This window comes from Burkholderia sp. 22088 (genome assembly GCF_052045915.1).
In the GTDB taxonomy this organism is placed as follows: Bacteria; Pseudomonadota; Gammaproteobacteria; order Burkholderiales; family Burkholderiaceae; genus Burkholderia; species Burkholderia cepacia.
Genome location: NZ_JBQEPY010000003.1, coordinates 207764 through 227387, shown reverse-complemented (window position 1 = coordinate 227387; position 19624 = coordinate 207764). Strand labels below are relative to the sequence as shown.

The window sequence follows — 19624 nt, the reverse complement described above, 5'->3', positions numbered from 1 at the left end:
TGACAGGGCGACAGGGCCAGATCGTTGCCTGCCCGTTTTTGCGGCGTGTACTATGGAAGCAGCTTCACGGACGACGCCGGCGCGATCGGAAGACCCGCCGGCGCTTCTTCATGTGCAGGAGCCTCCATGTCGCGTGTGCTGGAAATCGTGTTGTCGCTGTCGCTGGAAGGGTGGCCGGCCAAGGCTGCGGGTCGCGCCCGCGGCACGCAGCGTGATTTCGGTGCCGAACTCGTGCGCGCGTGGCGGATCTGCCCGCAGGTCCGGATGCGCCGCGGCCATGAGCGCGTGACGATCGAGCCGTGCCAGATCGAGGAGGCCGAGCCGAGCCCCGGCGCAAGCTGGTGGACGTGGGTCGAGTCGAATGCGCATGGAAGGCGGGTCGTCGCGTCGCGCACGAAGGTGTTTGCGCCGGGGGTCACGACGCGCGAACTATTCGACGCGGAGCATGCGGGCATCGTCGTCGCGATGCCGTTGCCTGTACCCGAGGCGGCAGGCGAAGTCGACGGCGTCGCGCCGGATACGACCGGGCGCGCAGAGGCCGGCATGCAGCCGGAATCGTCGGCGCTGCGCCTCGTCAGCGAGCGGCGGCGCGGGCGGTGGGCCGACGACAGCGGCGTCGTGGTCGAGATGACGCTCGACGACGTCACGTTGCATCGCGGCGGCGAGCCGCCGCGCCGCTATGTCGAACTGCGTCTTGCCGCGCCGGACTGGGAAACCCGGGCCGCGCGCACGGCCGCGCTGCACGCGTTGTTTGCCGCGGCGCGCGAACTGAGCGGCGCGTGGCCCGCATTCGTCCAGCTGACGAGCGTGATCGATCGCGCATGTGCGGACGAGCCGGCCGCCAGCGGGCCCGTCAAGGCGCAGCCCGTCGACCTGACCGGCGTGCGCACGCAGCGCGCTGCGCTGTTCGCGTTGTCCGGCGACATCACCGCGCAATGGCTCGGCAACGAGGGCGGCGTGCTCGAGTACGACGATCCCGAATTCGTGCACCAGATGCGGGTCGCGCTGCGCCGCCTGCGTACGCTGATGCGCTTCTTCCCGCGCTTTGCCGACCGCCAGTGGCGGGACACGCTCGGCGTGGACATGCACTGGCTTGCCGCGCTGCTCGGCACGGTGCGCGACTGGGACGTGTTCGCGACCGAGAGCCTGCCCGCGCTGATCGCAGCCGACGGCGGCGACGGCGAATGGAACGGCACGCTCGACGCCGCGCGCGCGCAGTGTGTCGCGGCACGGGGCGAGCTGCGGCAGGCGCTGCATTCGGCCCGCTACGCGCGGCTGACGCTCGGCTGGCTCGAATGGCTGGGCTCGCTTGCGCTGCCGCACGCCGAAGACGGCGACGCACCCTCGCTGCGGCGCCACGCGACGAAGCGCGTGCGGCGGCTGTTCGGCCATCTGTACGCGTCGCCATCGCTCACGTCGCTCGACACGGCTGCGCGCCACCAGGTGCGGATCGATGCGAAGCGGCTGCGCTATGCGCTCGAGTTCTTCGCGTCGCTGGCGTCGCGCCGCACGCGCACCGAGACGGTCAAGACGCTCGCGCGCGTGCAGAGCGTGCTCGGCGAAGCCAACGACACGATAGTCGCGCTGCATCATCTCGAGAAACTGGCGGCGCCGCCGTATCAGCTCGGTTTCGTGCGCGGCTACGGCGCGGCGCTCGAGCAGCGCGCGGCGCGCGACGCCGAGACGCTGCTTGCCAGCCTGCGGCCGCCGAAGCTCGACGGCAAGCCGGGTTGAGCGGCACGCGCCGACTATAATGGCCGCCTGATTCCGGCCCGATTCCGGCTCCGGTCCAATTCCCGCACGTATCCCGATGACCGACGCACCGCATTCTTCCCCGTCCGCCGAACCGCTCGAACTGGGCGGCGAGCTGTGGCTGCGCGCCGGCGAGCAGACGCTCGGCGGCGCCACGCGCATCGCGCTGCTCGCGGCGATCGGCGACACCGGGTCGATCACGCGCGCGGCGAAGGCCGTCGGCCTCAGCTACAAGGCTGCGTGGGATGCCGTCGATACGATGAACAATCTCGCGGGCGAACCGCTCGTCGCGCGTTCGACGGGCGGCAAGGGCGGCGGCGGCACGACGCTGACGCCGCGCGCGACGTCGCTGATCGCCGCGTTCCGCACGATCGAGCGCGAGCATCGCCGGTTCATCGAGGCCGCGAGCGCGGCCGTGGCCGGGTTCGACGTCGACTGGGCGCTGCTCGGCAGGATCGGGATGAAGACCAGCGCGCGCAACCAGTTGTTCGGCAAGGTCGCGGCGATCGTGCGCGGCACCGTCAACGACGAGGTCACGCTCACGCTGCCCGGCGGACAGCCGGTCGTTGCCGTGCTGACGCACGAGAGCGCCGATGCGCTCGGCCTGCAGGTTGGCGCGGATGCCTGCGCGCTCGTGAAGGCGTCCTGGGTCGTGCTCGCGGCCGACGATGGCGAGCACGCGTTGAAGGTGTCCGCGCGGAACCAGCTGCGCGGCCACGTGGAAACCGTCGCAGCGGGCGCGGTGAACAGCGAGGTGACACTGGCGCTCGACGGCGGCGGGACGCTGACGGCCGTCGTGACCAACGACAGCGTCGATGCGCTGCAGCTCGGTGCCGGCCGGCGCGCGATCGCGCTGTTCAAGGCGTCGAGCGTGATTCTTGCGGTGACGGGCTGAGCGGCGGCGTACCGGCGCGCTTCGGCTGCCGTGTGACGGACGGAGCGAAGCCGGCGTCGCCGCTGTATCCGTACGGCGCCGGCTTCGTTTCCGCTTTCCGCTTGTGCCGCTGCTGGCGGCTTCTCTCAGGCTCCAACGTGCTTGCCACGACGACCATGGCCACGGCCTCGCGTGCTCAAGCGACGCGCGTCGGCCACTCGGCGTGCGGCGTCGCCGCCTGCACGCGTCCTTCGCTCAACTGCACGACCTGGTCGCCGAACGCGGCGACGTCGTCGGGATCGTGCGAGATCAGCACCATCGGGATGTCGAGCCGCGCCTGCAGCTCGGCGAGCTCGTGACGCATGCGCTGGCGCATCGCGCCGTCCAGTGCGGCGAACGGTTCGTCGAGCAGCAGGATTCGCGGCTGCGCGACCAGTGCGCGCGCGAGGGCGACGCGCTGTTTCTGTCCGCCGGACAGCTGAGACGGATACTGCCCTGCGAGCGCCTCGAGATCGAACGCTTGGAGCCAGTACGCGACTTCCGGCGGCACTGCTTTTGCGCGCGGGTTGCGCAGCCCCGGCGTGAGCCCGAACGCGATGTTCTGGCGCACGTTCAGATGCGGAAACAGCGCGTAGTCCTGGAACAGGTATGCGACGCGGCGTTCGCGGGTCGGCACGTCGATGCGGCGCGCGGCGTCGAACAGCGGTTCGCCGTTCAGCACGATCGTGCCTTCGTCGGGCGACAACAGGCCGGCGATCGCCTGCAGCGTCATGCTCTTGCCCGCGCCGGACGGCCCGAACAGCACGACGCGCTGCATCGTCGCGGTGAACGACATGTCGAGCGTGAAGCGGCGCTCGGCATTCGCGTAGGTCTTGCGGATGTCGACGACGAGGCTCATGCGGGCCTCCGCGGAAGCCGGCCGGCCACGCAAGACGATGGGCGAGGCAGGCGCGTCATGTCAGCTGGCTCCGCCGGGCACGCGACGGCACGAGCCAGCCGGTCGCGAGCAGTACGAGCACGCAGGTGATCGACGTCACCAGCACGAGGAAGTTGGCCGTGCTGTCGTCGCCGGCCTGCACGGCCGCGTAGATCGCGACCGACAGCGTCTGCGTGCGGCCGGGCAGGTTGCCCGCGATCATCAGCGTCGCGCCGAACTCGCCGAGCGCGCGTGCGAACGCGAGCAGCGCGCCCGCGAGAATGCCGCGCGTGGCGAGCGGCAGCGTCACGCGGAAGAACACCGCCGCTTCGCCGAGCCCGAGCGTGCGCGCGGCGCGTTCGAGATGCGGATCGACGCCTTCGAACGCCGCCCGCGCCGATTTCAGGATCAACGGAAACGCGACGACCATCGACGCGATCACCGCGCCTTGCCACGTGAAGACGAGCTCGATGCCGAGCCTGTCGAGCCATGCGCCGAACACGCCGCGCCGGCCGAGCAGCACGAGCAGGTAATACCCGAGCACCGTCGGCGGCAGCACGAGCGGCAGCGTCAGCACGGAATCGACGACGTCGCGCAGCGGCGAGCGCCAGCGCGCGAGCATGAACGCGGCTGCGACGCCGAGCACGATGTCGAGCGCGGTCGCCCAGCCGGCAACCTTCAGTGACAGCAGCAGCGGGACCCAGGCGTCTTGCATCGCGTTACGCTCACTTGCTCGCGGGCTTGAAGCCGAACGTCGACAGCACGGCCTGACCTTGCGGCGACGCGACGAAGTCGATGAACGACTGCGCCTGCGTGGCGTGGCGGCTGTCCTTGACCACGGCGATCGGGTAGGTGATGGCGGTCTTGGTCGGCACCGTCAGTGCGACCTTCACGCGGCCCGGCATGATTGCCGCGTCGGTGCCGAACACGAAGCCTGCGTCGACTTCGCCGCGTGCGACGTAATCGAGGCTCTGGCGCACGTTGGCGGCCAGCACGCCCTTCGCGCTGACGGCGTCCCACACACCGGCCGCGCGCAGCGCGCCTTCGGTGTAGCGGCCGACCGGCACCGACGCCGGGTCGCCGTACGCGATGCGCTTCACGCCGGGGGTGGTCAGGTCGTTCAGCGACGTCGGCGCGGCCGCGTGGCTGTCCGCCGGCACGATCAGCACGAGCGAGTTCGCCGCGAAATCGCGACGCGTGCCGGGCACGATCACCTTTTCGTTGGCCGCACGATCCATCGCCTTCTGGTCGGCCGACGCGAACACGTCGGCCGGCGCGCCCTTGGCGATCTGCTGCATCAGCACGTCCGACGCGCCGAAGTTGAACAGCACCTTGGTATCCGGATGCTGCTTCTCGTACGCATCGCCGACGGCCTTGAACGCGTTCGTCAGGCTGGCGGCGGCCGACACGACGAGTTCATCGGCGGCGGAAGCGGGCGCGCTGAACGCGACTCCGGCGGCAAGCGTGGCGATCGGCAGCAGGCGAAGCAGGGTGCGACGAAGCGGACGGACGGTTGAGCGCATGGCGAGTTCGTTCAAATGGGTGGAAACCGTAATCGTAATATAGGGCGGGTTATAACGCTCGACATACCGCACATGCGACGGCGCGCATGTAATGGTCAGACGTGAAAAGGAGGGCCGGCCGGGTGGCCGGTCACGTACGGAGCGTCTGCGACGACGACTGGGTGCGCTGCAGCGACGACGGCTGCGATGCGGGGCGGTAGTTCGGGTTGGCCTTCCAGCGCGCGCGGACGAACGGGCGCTCGTGGCCCGACAACTGCAGCGCCACCTTGGTGACCCAGCGATGCGACGGCACCGTGATGCCGTGCAGCGCCACGGTGACGAGCGCGAGGCTCGCGACGACCGCGGGCACCGACCAGCGGTGCGGCACCGCGCGCCACGAACCCGCGATGAACGCGAGCGCGGCGATCGCGCCGACGATACAGCCGGTGATCGATTCGGACGGCGAATGCGCGTCGAGCGCGACGCGCGACACGCCGACCGCGACGCCGGCGGCGAGCCCGAGCGCGATGCCGGCGAGCCGCATCGGCGTGCGTGTGCGGATCAGCGCCAGGAAAATCGCGACCGGATAAACCGACGTCGACAGCATCGCATGGCCGCTGAACCCGGTGAAATCCCACTTGCGGATGCCGATGCCCCAGCCGAGGAACGCGATCTTCGTCAGCGCGACCACGCCGATCGCGGCCGCGAGCACGCCGAGCCATGCGGCCGCGCGCTGCCACGAGTAGCCGAGCGCGAGCCAGACGGCGATCGTGATCGCGAGCGGCAAGGTCAGGCCGGCGCCGCCGAACGCGGTGATCATGATCCACAGGTGAGACGACAGGTCGAACATCGGGAAGGGGACGAACGAAGGCGGGGAAGATGCTTAAATCAACGCGCGAGCCGGAAAGAACGACTACAACGGATACAAGCGGCGAAGCCCCAGTATAGCGCCGCGTGCGCCCGAGCCCCGTTTTTTGCGCGGCCGGGAAATATCCGCGTGCAGGAAAAATCCCGGAAACAATGTTATGGTGCATTGCACAAAGTCGAACGCTGCATCCGCTGTGGTGCCCCTATTTTTCCTGACTGCGAGCCCGATCGATGACCAAAAGTCTGACCAAGGTGTGGCTGGGCGGCATGAAACGCATGCTGTCTCCGGCCGCCAAACGCGCGGCGCGCGATGCGCAGCGCATCACACGCGACGCACTCGAGGCAGCGGCGTCTCCCGCCGTATCCGATCTGTCCCCGCCGCGCGAATCGCGCGTGCGCCCGCGCGCGGCCGCATGGGCGGCAGGCGAATGGACGCGTGGCGAACATCCGATGGCACCCGCGCTCGGGCGCCTCGTCCAGCATCTCGCTTACGGGCTCTACGTGCCGCCCGGCCGCCGGCGCGGCGCGATGCCGCTCGTCGTGATGCTGCACGGCTGCCAGCAGTCCGTCGACGAATTCGCGCAAGGCACGCGGATGAACCTGCTGGCCGACAAGCATGGTTTCGCGGTGCTGTATCCGGAGCAGTCGCTGCGCGCGCATGCACATGGCTGCTGGCACTGGTATGAAGATACCGACCGCGCGGGCCGCGGCGAGGCGAACGCGGTGGCGTCGCTCGTCGACGCGCTCGTCGACGAACACGGTTTCGACGCATCGCGTGTCTATGTCGCGGGACTGTCGGCCGGCGCGGGCCTTGCGTCGCTTCTTGCACTGCATCATCCCGACCGCTTCGCGGCGGTGGCGCTGCACTCGGGCCCCGCGCTCGGCGAGGCGAATTCCGGCATTACCGCGATGGATGTGATGCGGCGCGGCGTGCGGCAAAACCCGGCTGCAGCCGTCGATGCGCTGGTCGATGCCGCCGCGTATCCGGGCATGCCCGCGCTGATCGTCCAGGGCGACGGCGACCACGTGGTCGCCCCGAAGAATGCCGACCAGCTGACGGTTCAATTCATGCGCTTGAACGGGCTTGCCGACAGCCGCGGCGCACTGCGCGGCGGCGAGCGGGTCGAGACGCGCGACGCGGGCGCGCAGATCACCGATGTCTGCCGCGACGGCCAGCCTGTCGTGCGGCTCTGTCATGTGAAAGGGCTCGATCATGCGTGGGCCGGCGGCGATGAAGCCGTGCCGTTTCATGCGGCGGTCGGCCCCGATGCGAGCGCGATGATCTGGGCCTTTTTCGAGGCACAGCGGCGCACTGTGGCGACCGAACGACGCATCGTCTGATCGACGCTGGCCAAGAACTAGGGTTTTCCCTATAATCCGGGAAAACCCTAGTCAAAGAACCCTTGGATTGCGAGATCGACCATGTACCTGCTGAGCCACCTCTTCCTGATGCTGACCAAGAACGCTGAAACGGCCCGTAAAGAGCGCGCCGAGGCGTACCTGTCCGAAGCCACCGATATCTACGATCTCGAATTCCGCATGCGCAAGATCGATCGCGAATCGGCGATGAACCGCCCGTATTCGTTCGGCGCGCGCTAAGCAGCGCAGGGCGGGCCGGCCGGTCCGCCATTCCGGCGAGTCACGCAGCAGAAAAGGGCGCGTGCGGCTACATGCCGCACGCGCCCTTTTTGCATGCGTGGCGGTGCGTCGCGTCAGATGACCGTCAGGCGCACCGATACGTTGTTGCGCGTCGCGTTCGAATACGGGCACACGTGGTGCGCCTTTTCGACCAGCGCTTGCGCGTCGGCCTTGTCGAGCCCCGGTAGCGACACGCGCAGCTCGATGTCGAGCCCGAAGCCGCCTGCGTCGTTCGGCCCGATGCCCACTTCCGCCGTGACCTGCGTGTCCGCCGGCAGCGCCTTCTTGTCCTGGCCGGCGACGAATTTCATCGCGCTCAGGAAACAGGCCGAGTAACCTGCGGCAAACAGCTGCTCCGGATTCGTGCCTTCCGCGCCCGTGCCGCCGAGTTCGCGCGGCGCGGCCAGCTTCACTTCCAGCTTGTTGTCGGCGGATACCGCGCGGCCGTCGCGGCCGCCCGTGCTCGTGGCACTGGTCTTGTACAGAATGTTCATCGTGCAGCTCCTGTCGGGAAAAGGGAGGAAAAGCGGCCCGGTCGAACGGGGTGTCGCCGGCCACGAGAAAAATATAGAACACAAATGATTAGTGTGCAAATGAAATTTTGAAGAAAAGGCCCGACGGTGCCGGGCCGGTTCGTCGATGCTTTTCCCGTCAGCGTTCGTTGGCGGCCGACAGCGCGTCGCGCAACTGGTGGAGATCGGCGCGCAGCCTGACCAGGAACTCGGGGGACTGCTGCATCGCGCAGAACAGATCGGCGGGTACCGAGCGCGCGCGCTCCTTCAGTGCACGGCCTTCCTGTGTCACGCGCACGTTCACGACGCGTTCATCGGCTGCGCTGCGCACGCGCTCGACGTAACCGAGCGCTTCCAGCCGCTTCAGCAGTGGCGTGACCGTGGCCGGGTCGAGGTCTAGCCGCGCGGCGATGTCCTTCACGGCGATGTCGTCGCGCTCCCACAGAACGAGCATCGCGAGATATTGGGGATAGGTCAGCGACAGCTTGTCGAGCAGCGGCTTGTACGCCTTCGTCATCGCGTGCGAAGTCGAGTAGAGGGCGAAGCAGAGTTGCTCGTCGAGCGTCTGGGGCAGCGGGGGCGGGCGGTCCATCATTCGGGCGGCGCGTCGAACGCGCGAACAATTTGTACGCAAATCATTTTGCGCGCAAAAGATCGGGATGAACAGGGGGCGGCCGGCGCGGGGCGGTGGCCGGCGGAGGCGGGGGAACGGAGGAGGCGCCGGGCGGTAACCCGGCGCGAGCGCGGCGGGCCGGCGACACGCGCCGGCCGGGGAGATTTCAGCGACCCGACGTGGTGGTCGTCGCGCCCGGCTCCTGGATGCCGAAGCAGCCGCGATAGGTCGCGTAGAACGAGCAGTACAGCATCGTGACGATGACGATCGTCACCGGCATCATGATCGTCAGCGCATAGGCGCCGGCGCCGAGCGCCTGCAGCAGCAGCGACAGGGCGAGCGACGTGCCGAGCGCGACGCCGAACCACAGCGCGCCGTACACGACGAACGCGCCGCGATTGCGCCAGCAGCTGACGACGCTGAAGAACAGCGCCTTGGCGGGCGGCACGTCATGCCACGCGACCAGCACCGGCGCGAACCAGAACAGCATCGCGACCGGCAGGTAGAGCAGCGTCGCGAACATCAGCGCGCCGAACGTGCCTTGCGCGGCGAGCGTTTCCGGCGTCGCGCTCGCTTCGTCGGCCGCGCCCATCATCACGTGGAACAGCGCGCCGCCGTCCACGAACGACGAGGCAGCGAACACGAGCACCATCGACGCGACGTAGATCACGCCGAGCACGAGCAGCCGCTGGGTCGCGACGGTGCCGTACGAGCGGAAGCCGTCGATGAGGATCGTCGGCATCACGGGCTTCCCGGCCACCGTGTCGCGGCATGCGGCCATGAAGCCGACCGCGATGCCGGGAATGAACACCAGCGGCAGCGCGGAGCCGATCACGGGCACCTGCGACACCAGCGTGATCGCCAGCAGGTATGTGAAGAACAGCGTGATGAACGCGAGCGGGTTCCGGCGGAACAGCCAGATGCCTTGGCGGAACCAGACATAGCCCGTTTTCGCGGGCACTTCGATCAGTTGCATGCGGTTTGGATCTCGGGAAGCGCGGGCGTATGCGCGATACGCTCGCGCAGGATGCGTTCGAAATGGCCGGGGTCGTGCGGCTTGAGCATCTCGGCCGCGCGCGGCAGGTAGAAGTCGTACAGGCGCGATACCCAGAAGCGGTACGCACCCGCGCGCAGCATGTCGCTCCAGTGGCGGCGCTCCTCGGCCGTGAACGGCCGCACGGTCTGGTACGCGCGCAGCAGCGCATCGGCGCGCGCGACGTCGAGCACGCCGGTCGCGAGGTCGACGCACCAGTCGTTGACCGTGACCGCGACGTCGAACAGCCACTTGTCGCAGCCCGCGAAATAGAAGTCGAAGAAGCCGCCGAGCCGCACGTCATGGCCGGTGCCGGGCGCCGCGTGCGCGAACAGCACGTTGTCGCGGAACAGGTCGCAATGGCACGGTCCGGCCGGCAGCGCCGCGTAATCGTCCGACGCGAAGAAGCTGGCCTGATGCGCGAGTTCGCTTTCCAGCAGCGCGCGCTGCGCGTCGGTGATGAACGGGGAGATCGCCGGTGCGTTCTCCTGCCACCACGGCAGGCTGCGCAGGTTCGGCTGGTTGCGCGGATAGTCGCGGCCGGCGAGGTGCATGCGCGCGAGCATCTGCCCGACCTCGATACAGTGTTCGACCCCCGGCGCGAGTTCGGCGGAGCCGTCGAGCTTCGTGACGATCGCGGCCGGCTTGCCGTGCAGCTCGCCGAACAGCGCGCCGTCGTCACGCGGGATCGGATCCGGCACCGGTACGCCGTGGCCGGCCAGATGGCGCATCAGGTCGAGGTAGAACGGCAGTTGCTGCGCCGTCAGGTTTTCGAAGATCGTGAGGACGTATTCGCCGCGCGTCGTCGTCAGGAAGAAATTGCTGTTTTCGATACCGGACGGAATGCCGCGGAACGCAAGCACGTCGCCCAGTTCGTAGTGGCGCATCCATTGCGCGAGATCGGAGTCGGAAACAGCTGTGAAAACGGCCATGCGGGATGCGTCAGGTCAGGGTGTCGGCACGCGGGCGGCGTGCGTCGCGACAGCAGGTGAAGGGAAGCGGCGCGCGGCGTTCGGTGCGGCGCGCCACGGAATCAGTAGCGCAGGTTCAGCGACGGCAGGCGCGTGATCGGGATGCCCGCGTCGTGCGGCTTCGGCGACGTGTCGGGCGTCGAGCTCATCTGGTAGCGCGTGCCGAAGTTCGACTTCACGTCGATCTCGACCGGCTTGCCGCGATCGCGGTACTCGGTGACTTCGGTGCCGTTCTTGCTCTTTTCGTGGAAGCTCGGCGTGCGGCGGATGTCGGCGAAGTCGACTTTCGACGTGACTTCGGCGCCCGGCCGGTTGATCTTGCGGAGATCGGGCAGGCCGGCGGCCTCGTTGGCCTCGGCCCGTGCCTGCGCGTCGGCGTCAGGCGTGCCGCCGGCGGCGTAAGCGGCGCTGGCGGCGGCAAACGCGGCGGCAGCGACGACGAGAATGAGCGGCTTCATGATGAGTCTCCAGTGAACCCACCGATTTTAGCAAATACTGCGCACCATCCGGCCCTCGCGTGCGTGGGGGCAGCCACAAGGGCGACCGGGTTCCGTGGTAATGTCGTCGGATCAGACGAGGTGATGAAAATGAAGAACGATTTGAGCCGCCGGCACCGTGTGCTGACGCCCGAGAGCCCGTCGGTCGAGGCTTTCGACGATCCGGTCGCCGCCGTCGCGCGGCTGTCCGCCATTTACGACACGAACACGGGTTTCCTGCGTGACGCGTTCGCGCGCTATCGCCGCCACGAACCGATCACCGAGCACGTGCGAGCATGCTACCCGTTCGTGCGGATCCGCACCGATGTCAACACGCACGTCGATTCGCGCCGCTCGTACGGTTTCGTCGCGGGCCCCGGCGTGTTCGAGACGACGGTCACGCGCCCCGACCTCTTCGCGAACTACTATCGCGAGCAACTGCGCCTGCTGGCGAAGAACCACCATGTAAAGATCGAGATCGGCGTGTCGTCGCAGCCGATTCCGATCCATTTCGCGTTTCCCGAAGGCATCCATCTCGAGGGCGAGCTCGACCGCGACCGCCTGCTCGCGATGCGCGACATCTTCGATACGCCCGACCTGTCGTATCTCGACGATCGCATCGTCAACGGCACGTTCGAGCCGGCGCCGGGCGAGCCGCATCCGCTCGCGCTGTTCACGGCCGCGCGCGTCGACTTCTCGCTGCACCGGTTGCGCCACTACACGGCGACGTCGCCCACGCATTTCCAGAACTACGTGCTCTACACGAACTACCAGTTCTACATCGACGAGTTCGTGAAGCTGGGCCGCACGGTGATGACGGAGAGCGACGATCCCGAGGTGCGCGCATATCGCAGCCAGTACAGCTCGTTCGTCGAGCCGGGCGATGTCGTGACTTACAACGCGAACCTCGGCAGCGAGCCGGCCGAGGGCGCTGCGCCGCCGCGCCTGCCGCAGATGCCCGCGTATCACCTGAAGCGCGCGGACGGCAGCGGGATCACGATGGTCAACATCGGCGTCGGTCCGTCGAACGCGAAGACGATCACCGATCACATCGCGGTGCTGCGTCCGCACGCATGGGTGATGCTCGGTCACTGCGCGGGGCTGCGCAATACGCAGCGTCTCGGCGACTACGTGCTCGCACACGGCTACGTGCGCGAGGATCACGTGCTGGATGCCGACCTGCCGCTGTGGGTGCCGATTCCGGCGCTCGCCGAAGTGCAGCTCGCGCTCGAGCGCGGGGTGGCCGACGTCACGCGGCTCGATGGCGTCGAACTGAAGCGCGTGATGCGCACGGGCACCGTCGCGAGCGTCGACAACCGCAACTGGGAGCTGCGCGATCATCGCGAACCCGTGCAGCGCCTGTCGCAGAGCCGCGCGATCGCGCTCGACATGGAAAGCGCGACGATCGCCGCGAACGGCTTCCGCTTCCGCGTGCCGTACGGCACGCTGCTCTGCGTGTCGGACAAGCCGCTGCACGGCGAGCTCAAGTTGCCGGGCATGGCCGATACGTTCTATCGCGGGCAGGTCGACCAGCATCTGCAGATCGGCGTGAAGGCGATGGAGATCCTGCGCACGAACGGGCTCGACAAGCTGCATAGCCGGAAGCTGCGGAGCTTTGCGGAAGTGGCGTTCCAGTGATGTGAACGGCGGCCCCGGGTGCGGTGTGCGTCGCGATGTCAGGCGCAATCGCGACCCGGGGCATGACGGGCTTCAAGGCGGCAGGCGTGCACTTGTACCGCTCCGTCTGGCCGTGCGTAGCCACTCGCGGTGGCGCGCGTCGCGGCCTTAGTACTGGAACTCGATCATTTTCTGCAATTTGGAAGTTGTCCTATTGGTTGCCCCTGTCATCGAGAATATGCTCTCCTGCGCGGCGTTATTCGACGCCCGTACGAAGGAACGGCGAACAGTCGATCCGATCGATTCCTATCAAAATGAAAGAGGGCATACCTGATGAAAATCAATCTCTTGCTGGCTTCCCTGATGTTCACCACATCTCTGTCGGCAATGGCCGCAACCGCGGTGATCGGCCCGTCCAATCCTTGTGCACCCGTCGCAGTAATCGGTCCGTCCAACCCCTGCAAACCCGTCGCGGTGATTGGTCCCGGCCCTGTCAAAAAGTGTCCGTGCTATTGACCGAATAAGCGATTGAACAGGTGCGCTCGCCCTTGGGCGCATCTCGTCCGCGTATTGCTTTTTCGTGCCGTCCGGCACGCTGCTGTGCGTGTCGGACAAGCAGCTGCGCGCCGGGGTCAGCGCGCGGCTTTGGCGGCCGGTTCGTGCGATCCACTCCGAGCCGTTTCCAACATCGAATCTCGCACCGCATCGACGACCCGACCCGCATCCGCCTGTCGCTTGATCGCCAGCCGCCATTCCCCGAGCGCCCGCAGTTCGGCACCACCGAAATATTCCATGATGTCCGGCAGGCGGCGCACGACGCCGCGGCTACCCCAGCAGCCGTCGTCGATTTCCGTTGGAAAGACCCACACGCGCGTCGCGACGGCATCGACCGGCAGGCCCTCCGCGCGCGCGACGGCAGCGGTCACGTCCGCGATCAGCCCGGCACGCGCGGCATCCGTGTACTGACCTTCCGGCACGGTCGGCACGATCCGGTAGATCGGCGCAGGCGCGACAGCCCCTGCGCGATACACGGCTGCCGGCCGATGGACGAAGATCCAGGTCACGTCCCGCGTGCGCGGATCGTCGGGATCGAGTCCCTCGTGACGGATCAGCGTTCCGGTCAGTTCTTCCATCAGTTGGGCTTCGGCCTGCGGTGCGAGCGCACCTTCGGGAATGTAGACGTCGATCATCGGCATGATGGTGTCCTGGTTCGGTGAGGATGGCGTCGCTCCGATGCCGGGCGACGTGAATCCAGTGTACGAACCGCATGCCGCCACGCGGAGTGGCGAAACTGCCATTCGACGATGCCATTTCCGACACTGCAGCCGACGACGGTTGCGCGCGCTTATCGCGTGAAGCGACGGCGATACTCGCCGGGGGAAATGCCGGTCTCGCGCTTGAACAGTTGCCGGAAGCCGCTGATGTCCGCATAGCCGACGCGTTCGCAGACGGTGTCGATCGCGAGCGTCGTTTCCGCGAGCAGCCGCTTCGCGACTTCGATCCGGAGCGTCTGCAGATACCTGAGCGGCGGCGCGCCCACGGCGTCCCTGAAGCGGCGATGGAGCGTGCGTTCGCTCATCGCGACGTGATCGCTCAGCCGGGCGAGGCTGAACGGCTCGCGCAGGTGCTTTTCCATCCAGCGTTGGGCGCGTGCGATGGCCGCATCGTCGTGCCCGTCATGCCCCATCCGGCCGAGATCGATGAATGAATCCTGCGACACGCGGTTCACGTCGATCAGCATGACCTTGGCGACGGCCGCGGCAAGGCGCGCGTTCGCCAGTTTGTCGACGACCCGCAACGCGAGATTCTGATACGACGTGACGGCGCCGCCGCACAATATGCCGTCCTGTTCGGTCAGGACGTCCGACGCGCGCAATGCCACGTCCGGATAGCGTACGCGGAAGCTCGATGCTTTCGACCAGTGCGTCGTGGCGACGCGGCCGTCGAGCAGCCCGGCTTCCGCGAGCAGGAACGCGCCCGTGCAGTATGTCGCGATCAGTGTGCCGCGCGCATGTTGCCGGCGCAGCGCGTCGAACAGCGGCGCGAGTGACGCCGGCCGGGCGAGCAGCCGCTCGAGATCGGCGACGAACGGAGCGGTGAGCCAGATCGCATCGGCGGTGCCGTGACCGTCGATCGTGCCGTCGACCGCGGCGGCCTGGCCGGAAGCCGTGCGTACCGGCTTGCCGTCGATCGATTCGATGCGCCAGCGAAACGGGGCTTGCGGCCGGCCGATACGCAATGACGGGGCGAGATGATTGGCTGCCGTGAAGATGTCGGTCGGCGCGGCGATGCCAGACGCAAGGGCATGGTCGACAGCCCAGATCCGGATGAGTGGCATGGGTGGCGGGAATGGCCATGGACAGGGCCGATCCTACCATTGGTTCCCACGGTCGTGCGGGCGGTTGCAGGCACGCGCTGCACCGGCCCGCGGCGTGCGCGGCAGTCGGGCTTGCCGCTCGCATCGCCGGTGGGGAGCAGGGATGGCGCGGAGCGCGCCGCTGAAAGCGACAAGGCCGCCCGGCGCTGAAGCGCACGGGCGGCCTTGCCGGTCAGGCGATTGCGCTGTCGCTCAGCACTCGCCCTTCTTCGCGTGCCCCGGCGGGCAGTGATAGCCGCGGCGATCCGGGCCATGTTCGCGGCCGCGATAACGCTGGTGATCTTCCCATTCGCGGCGTTCCCAGTAGCGGTGGCCGTCCCAGTAGCGGTCGCCGTGCCAGCCGACGATGACCGCGGGCGCCGGGGCGACCACGACGGGCGCGGGCGCGACGACGACCGGTGCGGGCGTGCCGATGTTGACGTCGACGTTGACGGCGTGGGCGAGGCCGGACAGCGAAAGGCCGAGGCCGGCGAAGGCAAGGGCGATCAGCGAGCGTTGCATGTTCTTTTCCGTGATGTCGTTGTAAAAGGCCGGCGCGACGCGATGGAAGCGAGGGGGGATCGTTCCACCGGGGGAAACGCCGCACCGACACATGCAGTGTGCTGGTGCGCGACGGAAAACGCGAGGCGGGTTTGTTACGGCGGATTGGCGGCCGGCAGGCGCAGGGTACGGGCGTCGGGTCGCGTCATTTGACAATGGCGGCCCGCGTTTGCGGATGATTGCGCGCGTCGCACGGCACCGGCCTTGCGAATTTGACATTCGACGGCGTATGGCACGCCAGGCGCGATTAATGGCGCGTTACAAAGTGACACACGGCAGGTGGCGGGATCGCCACGCCTGCCGCGCAGAAAGCGGGAAGCCGGCCCTCGGGCCGGCGGTCTTCATCGACCGGTTACAGGTAGAACATCCGGTCTTCTTCGGGGCGCGGCGGATGGCCATCGTCGTCCGAACCTTCTTCCTCGCCGCTGTCCTCGTAGAACGCGAGCACGGCGTCGAGCACCTGGTCGGGATCGTCGATCACCTGCATCAGGTTCATGTCTTCCGGATTGATGAGGCCCATCGGGATCAACTGGTCGCGGAACCATTGCAGCAGCCCCTTCCAGAACTCGCTGCCGACGAGGATGATCGGCACGAGGCGCGACTTCTTCGTCTGGATCAGCGTGAGCACTTCCGACAGCTCGTCGAGCGTGCCGAAGCCGCCCGGCATCACGATCACCGCATCCGAATTCTTCACGAACGTGACCTTGCGCGTGAAGAAGTGGCGGAAGCGCAGCGAGATGTCCTGGTAGTGGTTGCCGGCCTGTTCGTGCGGCAGCTCGATGTTCAGGCCGACCGACGGCGCCTTGCCGGCGTGCGCGCCCTTGTTCGCGGCCTCCATGATGCCGGGGCCGCCGCCGGAGATCACGGCGAAGCCGGCGTCGGACAGCTTGCGTGCGATCTGCACGGCGAGCTTGTAGTGCGGCGTGTCGGGCTTGAGGCGGGCAGAACCGTAGATGCTGACGGCCGGGCGGATCTCCGACAGGTACTCGGTCGCCTCGATAAACTCTGCCATAATCGTGAACATCTGCCACGATGCGCGCGCCTTCTTGGCCGTCGCGCGTTCTTGATCTGCGAGCGAACGCAGACTCGGAATCACTTTTCTCTTGTTCATAATGCCTGAAGAACGAAATCTGGAAGGTAAGACCCTGCTATTGGTTGACGGTTCGAGCTATCTGTATCGGGCTTACCATGCGATGCCTGATTTGCGTGGCCCTGGCGGGGAGCCGACCGGAGCGCTCTACGGAATCATCAACATGCTGCGCCGTATGCGCAAGGAAGTCAGTGCAGAGTATAGCGCTTGCGTGTTCGATGCAAAGGGCAAGACGTTCCGTGACGACCTTTATGCCGACTATAAGGCAAACCGTCCGTCGATGCCGCCCGATCTTGCGTTGCAGGTCGAGCCGATCCACGGCGCCGTGCGTGCGCTCGGCTGGCCGCTGCTGATGGTCGAAGGCGTCGAGGCCGACGACGTGATCGGCACGCTCGCGCGCGAAGCCGAGCGGCACGGGATGAACGTGATCGTGTCGACGGGCGACAAGGATCTCGCACAGCTCGTGACCGACCGCGTCACGCTCGTCAACACGATGACCAACGAGACGCTCGATCGCGACGGCGTGATCGCGAAGTTCGGCGTGCCGCCCGAGCGCATCATCGATTACCTCGCGCTGATCGGCGACACCGTCGACAACGTGCCGGGCGTCGAGAAGTGCGGGCCGAAGACGGCCGTGAAATGGCTGGCCCAATACGACAGCCTCGACGGCGTGATCGAGCATGCGGGCGACATCAAGGGCGTGGTCGGCGACAACCTGCGTCGCGCGCTCGACTTCCTGCCGCTCGGCCGCAAGCTCGTGACCGTCGAGACGGCCTGCGATCTCGCGCCGCACCTCGAATCGATCGAGGCGTCGTTGAAGACGGACGGCGAAGCCCGCGACATGATGCGCGACATCTTCGCGCGTTACGGCTTCAAGACCTGGCTGCGCGAAGTCGACAGCGCGCCGGCCGAAGGCGGCGGCGCCGATGCGCCGGAAGGCGAGCCGGCGCCAGTGGTGGCAGCCGACATCGTCCGCGAATACGACACGATCCAGACCTGGGAGCAGTTCGACGCGTGGTTCGCCAAGATCGACACGGCTGCGCTGACCGCGTTCGACACCGAGACGACTTCGCTCGACCCGATGCTCGCGCGGCTCGTCGGCCTGTCGTTCTCGATCGAGCCGGGCAAGGCGGCATACCTGCCGGTTGCGCACCGCGGCCCCGACATGCCCGAACAGCTTCCGCTCGACGAAGTGCTCGCGCGCCTGAAGCCGTGGCTCGAATCGGCCGATCGCAAGAAGGTCGGCCAGCACCTGAAATACGACGCGCAGGTACTCGCGAACTACGACATCGAACTGAACGGCATCGAGCACGACACGCTGCTCGAATCGTACGTCGTCGAATCGCACCGCACGCACGACATGGACAGCCTCGCGCTGCGTCATCTGGGCGTCAAGACGATCAAGTACGAAGACGTGGCCGGCAAGGGCGCGAAGCAGATCGGTTTCGACGAAGTGGCGCTTGCGGAGGCCGCCGCATACGCGGCCGAAGATGCGGACATCACGCTGCAGCTGCATCACGCGCTGTATCCGCAGGTTGCACGCGAACCGGGCCTCGAGCGCGTGTATCGCGAGATCGAAATGCCCGTGTCGCTCGTGCTGCGCAAGATGGAACGCACGGGCGTGCTGATCGACGATGCGCGCCTGCAGGCGCAGAGCACCGAAATCGCAACGCGCCTGATCGAGCTCGAAGGGCAGGCGTACGAACTGGCCGGCGGCGAATTCAATCTCGGCTCGCCGAAACAGATCGGGCAGATCTTCTTCGAGAAGCTGCAACTGCCGGTCGTGAAAAAGACGCCGAGCGGCGCGCCGTCGACCGACGAGGAAGTGCTGCAGAAACTGGCCGAGGACTACCCGCTGCCGAAGCTGCTGCTCGAGCATCGCGGGCTGTCGAAGCTGAAGTCGACCTATACCGACAAGCTGCCGCGCATGGTGAACCCGTCCACGGGCCGCGTGCACACGAATTACGCGCAGGCCGTCGCGGTCACGGGCCGTCTCGCGTCGAACGATCCCAATCTTCAGAACATTCCGGTGCGCACGGCCGAGGGCCGGCGGATCCGCGAGGCGTTCATCGCCTCGCCGGGCCACCGGATCGTGTCGGCCGATTATTCGCAGATCGAACTGCGGATCATGGCGCATATTTCGGGCGATGCGTCGCTGCTGCGCGCGTTCTCGCAGGGCGAGGACATTCACCGTGCAACGGCCGCCGAGGTGTTCGGCGTGACGCCGCTGGAGGTCAATTCCGACCAGCGCCGGATCGCGAAGGTGATCAACTTCGGGCTCATCTACGGGATGAGCGCGTTCGGGCTCGCGTCGAACCTCGGCATTACGCGTGATGCGGCGAAGCTCTATATCGACCGGTATTTCGCCCGTTATCCGGGCGTCGCGCAGTACATGGAAGACACGCGCTCGGTGGCGAAGGAGAAGGGCTACGTCGAAACCGTTTTCGGTCGCCGCCTGTGGCTGCCCGAGATCAACGGCGGCAACGGGCCGCGCCGCCAGGCAGCCGAACGCGCGGCGATCAATGCGCCGATGCAGGGCACGGCGGCCGACCTGATCAAGCTGTCGATGATCGCGGTGGACGACTGGCTCACGCGCGACAAGCTTGCGTCGCGGATGATCATGCAGGTGCACGATGAACTGGTGCTCGAGGTACCCGACGGCGAGCTGTCGCTGGTGCGCGAGAAACTGCCGGAAATGATGTGCGGCGTGGCGAAGCTCAAGGTGCCGCTCGTCGCCGAAGTGGGTGCCGGCGCGAACTGGGAAGAGGCACACTGACGCACCGCCACGCGGTTCCCGATTCCTGCGGCATATTGTTGCAGGGATGCTGAATATCGAGATGGTTTGC

19 protein-coding genes are annotated in these 19624 nt (G+C 67.2%); 6 read left to right on the top strand and 13 right to left on the bottom strand.

Annotated features, from left to right (window positions below; all coding sequences use genetic code 11):
• The first annotated feature begins 126 nt into the window (after positions 1–126).
• Positions 127–1734, top strand: coding sequence for a CHAD domain-containing protein (locus tag ACTJLD_RS06850; RefSeq protein ID WP_226253002.1), 1608 nt, complete (start codon positions 127–129; stop codon positions 1732–1734).
• 76 nt (positions 1735–1810) lie between these two features.
• Complete coding sequence (locus tag ACTJLD_RS06845; RefSeq protein WP_440658392.1) at positions 1811–2647, top strand: TOBE domain-containing protein; 837 nt, start codon at positions 1811–1813, stop codon at positions 2645–2647.
• Between the two features lie 175 nt (positions 2648–2822).
• Here ACTJLD_RS06845 and ACTJLD_RS06840 read toward each other — a convergent pair whose 3' ends face one another.
• The 4 genes from ACTJLD_RS06840 to ACTJLD_RS06825 form a co-directional block, all read right to left on the bottom strand.
• Positions 2823–3524, bottom strand: a complete 702-nt coding sequence (locus ACTJLD_RS06840; RefSeq protein WP_027791060.1) for a sulfate/molybdate ABC transporter ATP-binding protein — start codon at positions 3522–3524, stop codon at positions 2823–2825.
• A gap of 55 nt (positions 3525–3579) precedes the next feature.
• Positions 3580–4257 (bottom strand): molybdate ABC transporter permease subunit, encoded by a 678-nt coding sequence (gene modB / locus ACTJLD_RS06835; RefSeq protein WP_021156293.1) that lies wholly within the window; start codon positions 4255–4257, stop codon positions 3580–3582.
• A 10-nt stretch (positions 4258–4267) separates the two neighbouring features.
• Positions 4268–5065 (bottom strand): molybdate ABC transporter substrate-binding protein, encoded by a 798-nt coding sequence (gene modA / locus ACTJLD_RS06830; protein ID WP_440658391.1) that lies wholly within the window; start codon positions 5063–5065, stop codon positions 4268–4270.
• A 130-nt stretch (positions 5066–5195) separates the two neighbouring features.
• The gene (locus tag ACTJLD_RS06825) at positions 5196–5894 is read right to left on the bottom strand and encodes a phosphatase PAP2 family protein (RefSeq protein WP_322073658.1); all 699 of its coding nucleotides are present in this window, start codon (positions 5892–5894) and stop codon (positions 5196–5198) included.
• A gap of 248 nt (positions 5895–6142) precedes the next feature.
• On the opposite strand from ACTJLD_RS06825, the gene ACTJLD_RS06820 reads away from it, so the two are divergent.
• On the top strand, positions 6143–7252 hold the full coding sequence (locus ACTJLD_RS06820) for an extracellular catalytic domain type 1 short-chain-length polyhydroxyalkanoate depolymerase (protein WP_027791064.1): 1110 nt from the start codon (positions 6143–6145) through the stop codon (positions 7250–7252).
• Positions 7253–7333: 81 nt separating this feature from the next.
• Positions 7334–7510, top strand: coding sequence for a DUF3563 family protein (locus ACTJLD_RS06815; protein ID WP_021156289.1), 177 nt, complete (start codon positions 7334–7336; stop codon positions 7508–7510).
• 113 nt (positions 7511–7623) lie between these two features.
• On the opposite strand, the gene ACTJLD_RS06810 is transcribed toward ACTJLD_RS06815, so the two are convergent.
• The 5 genes from ACTJLD_RS06810 to ACTJLD_RS06790 form a co-directional block, all read right to left on the bottom strand.
• Entirely contained in the window at positions 7624–8043 is a 420-nt protein-coding gene (locus ACTJLD_RS06810) for an organic hydroperoxide resistance protein (RefSeq protein ID WP_440658388.1), read from the bottom strand.
• Between the two features lie 157 nt (positions 8044–8200).
• A complete protein-coding gene (locus tag ACTJLD_RS06805) occupies positions 8201–8653 on the bottom strand; it encodes a MarR family winged helix-turn-helix transcriptional regulator (RefSeq protein ID WP_027791066.1) in 453 nt (150 codons plus the stop codon).
• 187 nt (positions 8654–8840) lie between these two features.
• On the bottom strand, positions 8841–9650 hold the full coding sequence (locus ACTJLD_RS06800; RefSeq protein WP_027791067.1) for a BPSS1780 family membrane protein: 810 nt from the start codon (positions 9648–9650) through the stop codon (positions 8841–8843).
• Positions 9641–10639: a homoserine kinase gene (locus ACTJLD_RS06795; RefSeq protein ID WP_060173132.1), complete on the bottom strand. Its 999-nt coding sequence runs from the start codon at positions 10637–10639 to the stop codon at positions 9641–9643. The genes ACTJLD_RS06800 and ACTJLD_RS06795 overlap by 10 nt, the downstream gene beginning before the upstream one ends.
• 101 nt (positions 10640–10740) lie before the next feature.
• Positions 10741–11136: a hypothetical protein gene (locus tag ACTJLD_RS06790; protein ID WP_021160838.1), complete on the bottom strand. Its 396-nt coding sequence runs from the start codon at positions 11134–11136 to the stop codon at positions 10741–10743.
• Between the two features lie 129 nt (positions 11137–11265).
• Here ACTJLD_RS06790 and ACTJLD_RS06785 point away from each other — a divergent pair, with 129 nt between their 5' ends.
• Positions 11266–12792 carry an AMP nucleosidase gene (locus ACTJLD_RS06785; RefSeq protein WP_027791069.1) on the top strand — a complete coding sequence of 509 codons (1527 nt, stop codon included), beginning with the start codon at positions 11266–11268 and terminating at the stop codon, positions 12790–12792.
• A gap of 611 nt (positions 12793–13403) precedes the next feature.
• On the opposite strand, the gene ACTJLD_RS06780 is transcribed toward ACTJLD_RS06785, so the two are convergent.
• The 4 genes from ACTJLD_RS06780 to ACTJLD_RS06765 form a co-directional block, all read right to left on the bottom strand.
• Entirely contained in the window at positions 13404–13967 is a 564-nt protein-coding gene (locus ACTJLD_RS06780; RefSeq protein ID WP_059693927.1) for a tautomerase family protein, read from the bottom strand.
• Between the two features lie 149 nt (positions 13968–14116).
• Positions 14117–15109, bottom strand: coding sequence for a GlxA family transcriptional regulator (locus ACTJLD_RS06775; RefSeq protein ID WP_027791071.1), 993 nt, complete (start codon positions 15107–15109; stop codon positions 14117–14119).
• Positions 15110–15340: 231 nt separating this feature from the next.
• Complete coding sequence (locus ACTJLD_RS06770; RefSeq protein WP_027791072.1) at positions 15341–15649, bottom strand: hypothetical protein; 309 nt, start codon at positions 15647–15649, stop codon at positions 15341–15343.
• Positions 15650–16040: 391 nt separating this feature from the next.
• Positions 16041–16799, bottom strand: coding sequence for a TIGR00730 family Rossman fold protein (locus tag ACTJLD_RS06765; RefSeq protein WP_027791073.1), 759 nt, complete (start codon positions 16797–16799; stop codon positions 16041–16043).
• 1 nt (position 16800) lies between these two features.
• On the opposite strand from ACTJLD_RS06765, the gene polA reads away from it, so the two are divergent.
• Complete coding sequence (gene polA / locus ACTJLD_RS06760) at positions 16801–19554, top strand: DNA polymerase I (RefSeq protein ID WP_124544185.1); 2754 nt, start codon at positions 16801–16803, stop codon at positions 19552–19554.
• Positions 19555–19624 lie beyond the last annotated feature (70 nt).

Bases quoted from the DNA above. Each gene is read 5' to 3' on its own strand.
- ACTJLD_RS06850 (WP_226253002.1), top strand. From the start codon at position 127: ATGTCGCGTGTGCTGGAAATCGTGTTGTCGCTGTCGCTGGAAGGGTGG.
- ACTJLD_RS06845 (WP_440658392.1), top strand. From the start codon at position 1,811: ATGACCGACGCACCGCATTCTTCCCCGTCCGCCGAACCGCTCGAACTG.
- ACTJLD_RS06840 (WP_027791060.1), bottom strand. From the start codon at position 3,524: ATGAGCCTCGTCGTCGACATCCGCAAGACCTACGCGAATGCCGAGCGC.
- modB (WP_021156293.1), bottom strand. From the start codon at position 4,257: ATGCAAGACGCCTGGGTCCCGCTGCTGCTGTCACTGAAGGTTGCCGGC.
- modA (WP_440658391.1), bottom strand. From the start codon at position 5,065: ATGCGCTCAACCGTCCGTCCGCTTCGTCGCACCCTGCTTCGCCTGCTG.
- ACTJLD_RS06825 (WP_322073658.1), bottom strand. From the start codon at position 5,894: ATGTTCGACCTGTCGTCTCACCTGTGGATCATGATCACCGCGTTCGGC.
- ACTJLD_RS06820 (WP_027791064.1), top strand. From the start codon at position 6,143: ATGACCAAAAGTCTGACCAAGGTGTGGCTGGGCGGCATGAAACGCATG.
- ACTJLD_RS06815 (WP_021156289.1), top strand. From the start codon at position 7,334: ATGTACCTGCTGAGCCACCTCTTCCTGATGCTGACCAAGAACGCTGAA.
- ACTJLD_RS06810 (WP_440658388.1), bottom strand. From the start codon at position 8,043: ATGAACATTCTGTACAAGACCAGTGCCACGAGCACGGGCGGCCGCGAC.
- ACTJLD_RS06805 (WP_027791066.1), bottom strand. From the start codon at position 8,653: ATGGACCGCCCGCCCCCGCTGCCCCAGACGCTCGACGAGCAACTCTGC.
- ACTJLD_RS06800 (WP_027791067.1), bottom strand. From the start codon at position 9,650: ATGCAACTGATCGAAGTGCCCGCGAAAACGGGCTATGTCTGGTTCCGC.
- ACTJLD_RS06795 (WP_060173132.1), bottom strand. From the start codon at position 10,639: ATGGCCGTTTTCACAGCTGTTTCCGACTCCGATCTCGCGCAATGGATG.
- ACTJLD_RS06790 (WP_021160838.1), bottom strand. From the start codon at position 11,136: ATGAAGCCGCTCATTCTCGTCGTCGCTGCCGCCGCGTTTGCCGCCGCC.
- ACTJLD_RS06785 (WP_027791069.1), top strand. From the start codon at position 11,266: ATGAAGAACGATTTGAGCCGCCGGCACCGTGTGCTGACGCCCGAGAGC.
- ACTJLD_RS06780 (WP_059693927.1), bottom strand. From the start codon at position 13,967: ATGCCGATGATCGACGTCTACATTCCCGAAGGTGCGCTCGCACCGCAG.
- ACTJLD_RS06775 (WP_027791071.1), bottom strand. From the start codon at position 15,109: ATGCCACTCATCCGGATCTGGGCTGTCGACCATGCCCTTGCGTCTGGC.
- ACTJLD_RS06770 (WP_027791072.1), bottom strand. From the start codon at position 15,649: ATGCAACGCTCGCTGATCGCCCTTGCCTTCGCCGGCCTCGGCCTTTCG.
- ACTJLD_RS06765 (WP_027791073.1), bottom strand. From the start codon at position 16,799: ATGAACAAGAGAAAAGTGATTCCGAGTCTGCGTTCGCTCGCAGATCAA.
- polA (WP_124544185.1), top strand. From the start codon at position 16,801: ATGCCTGAAGAACGAAATCTGGAAGGTAAGACCCTGCTATTGGTTGAC.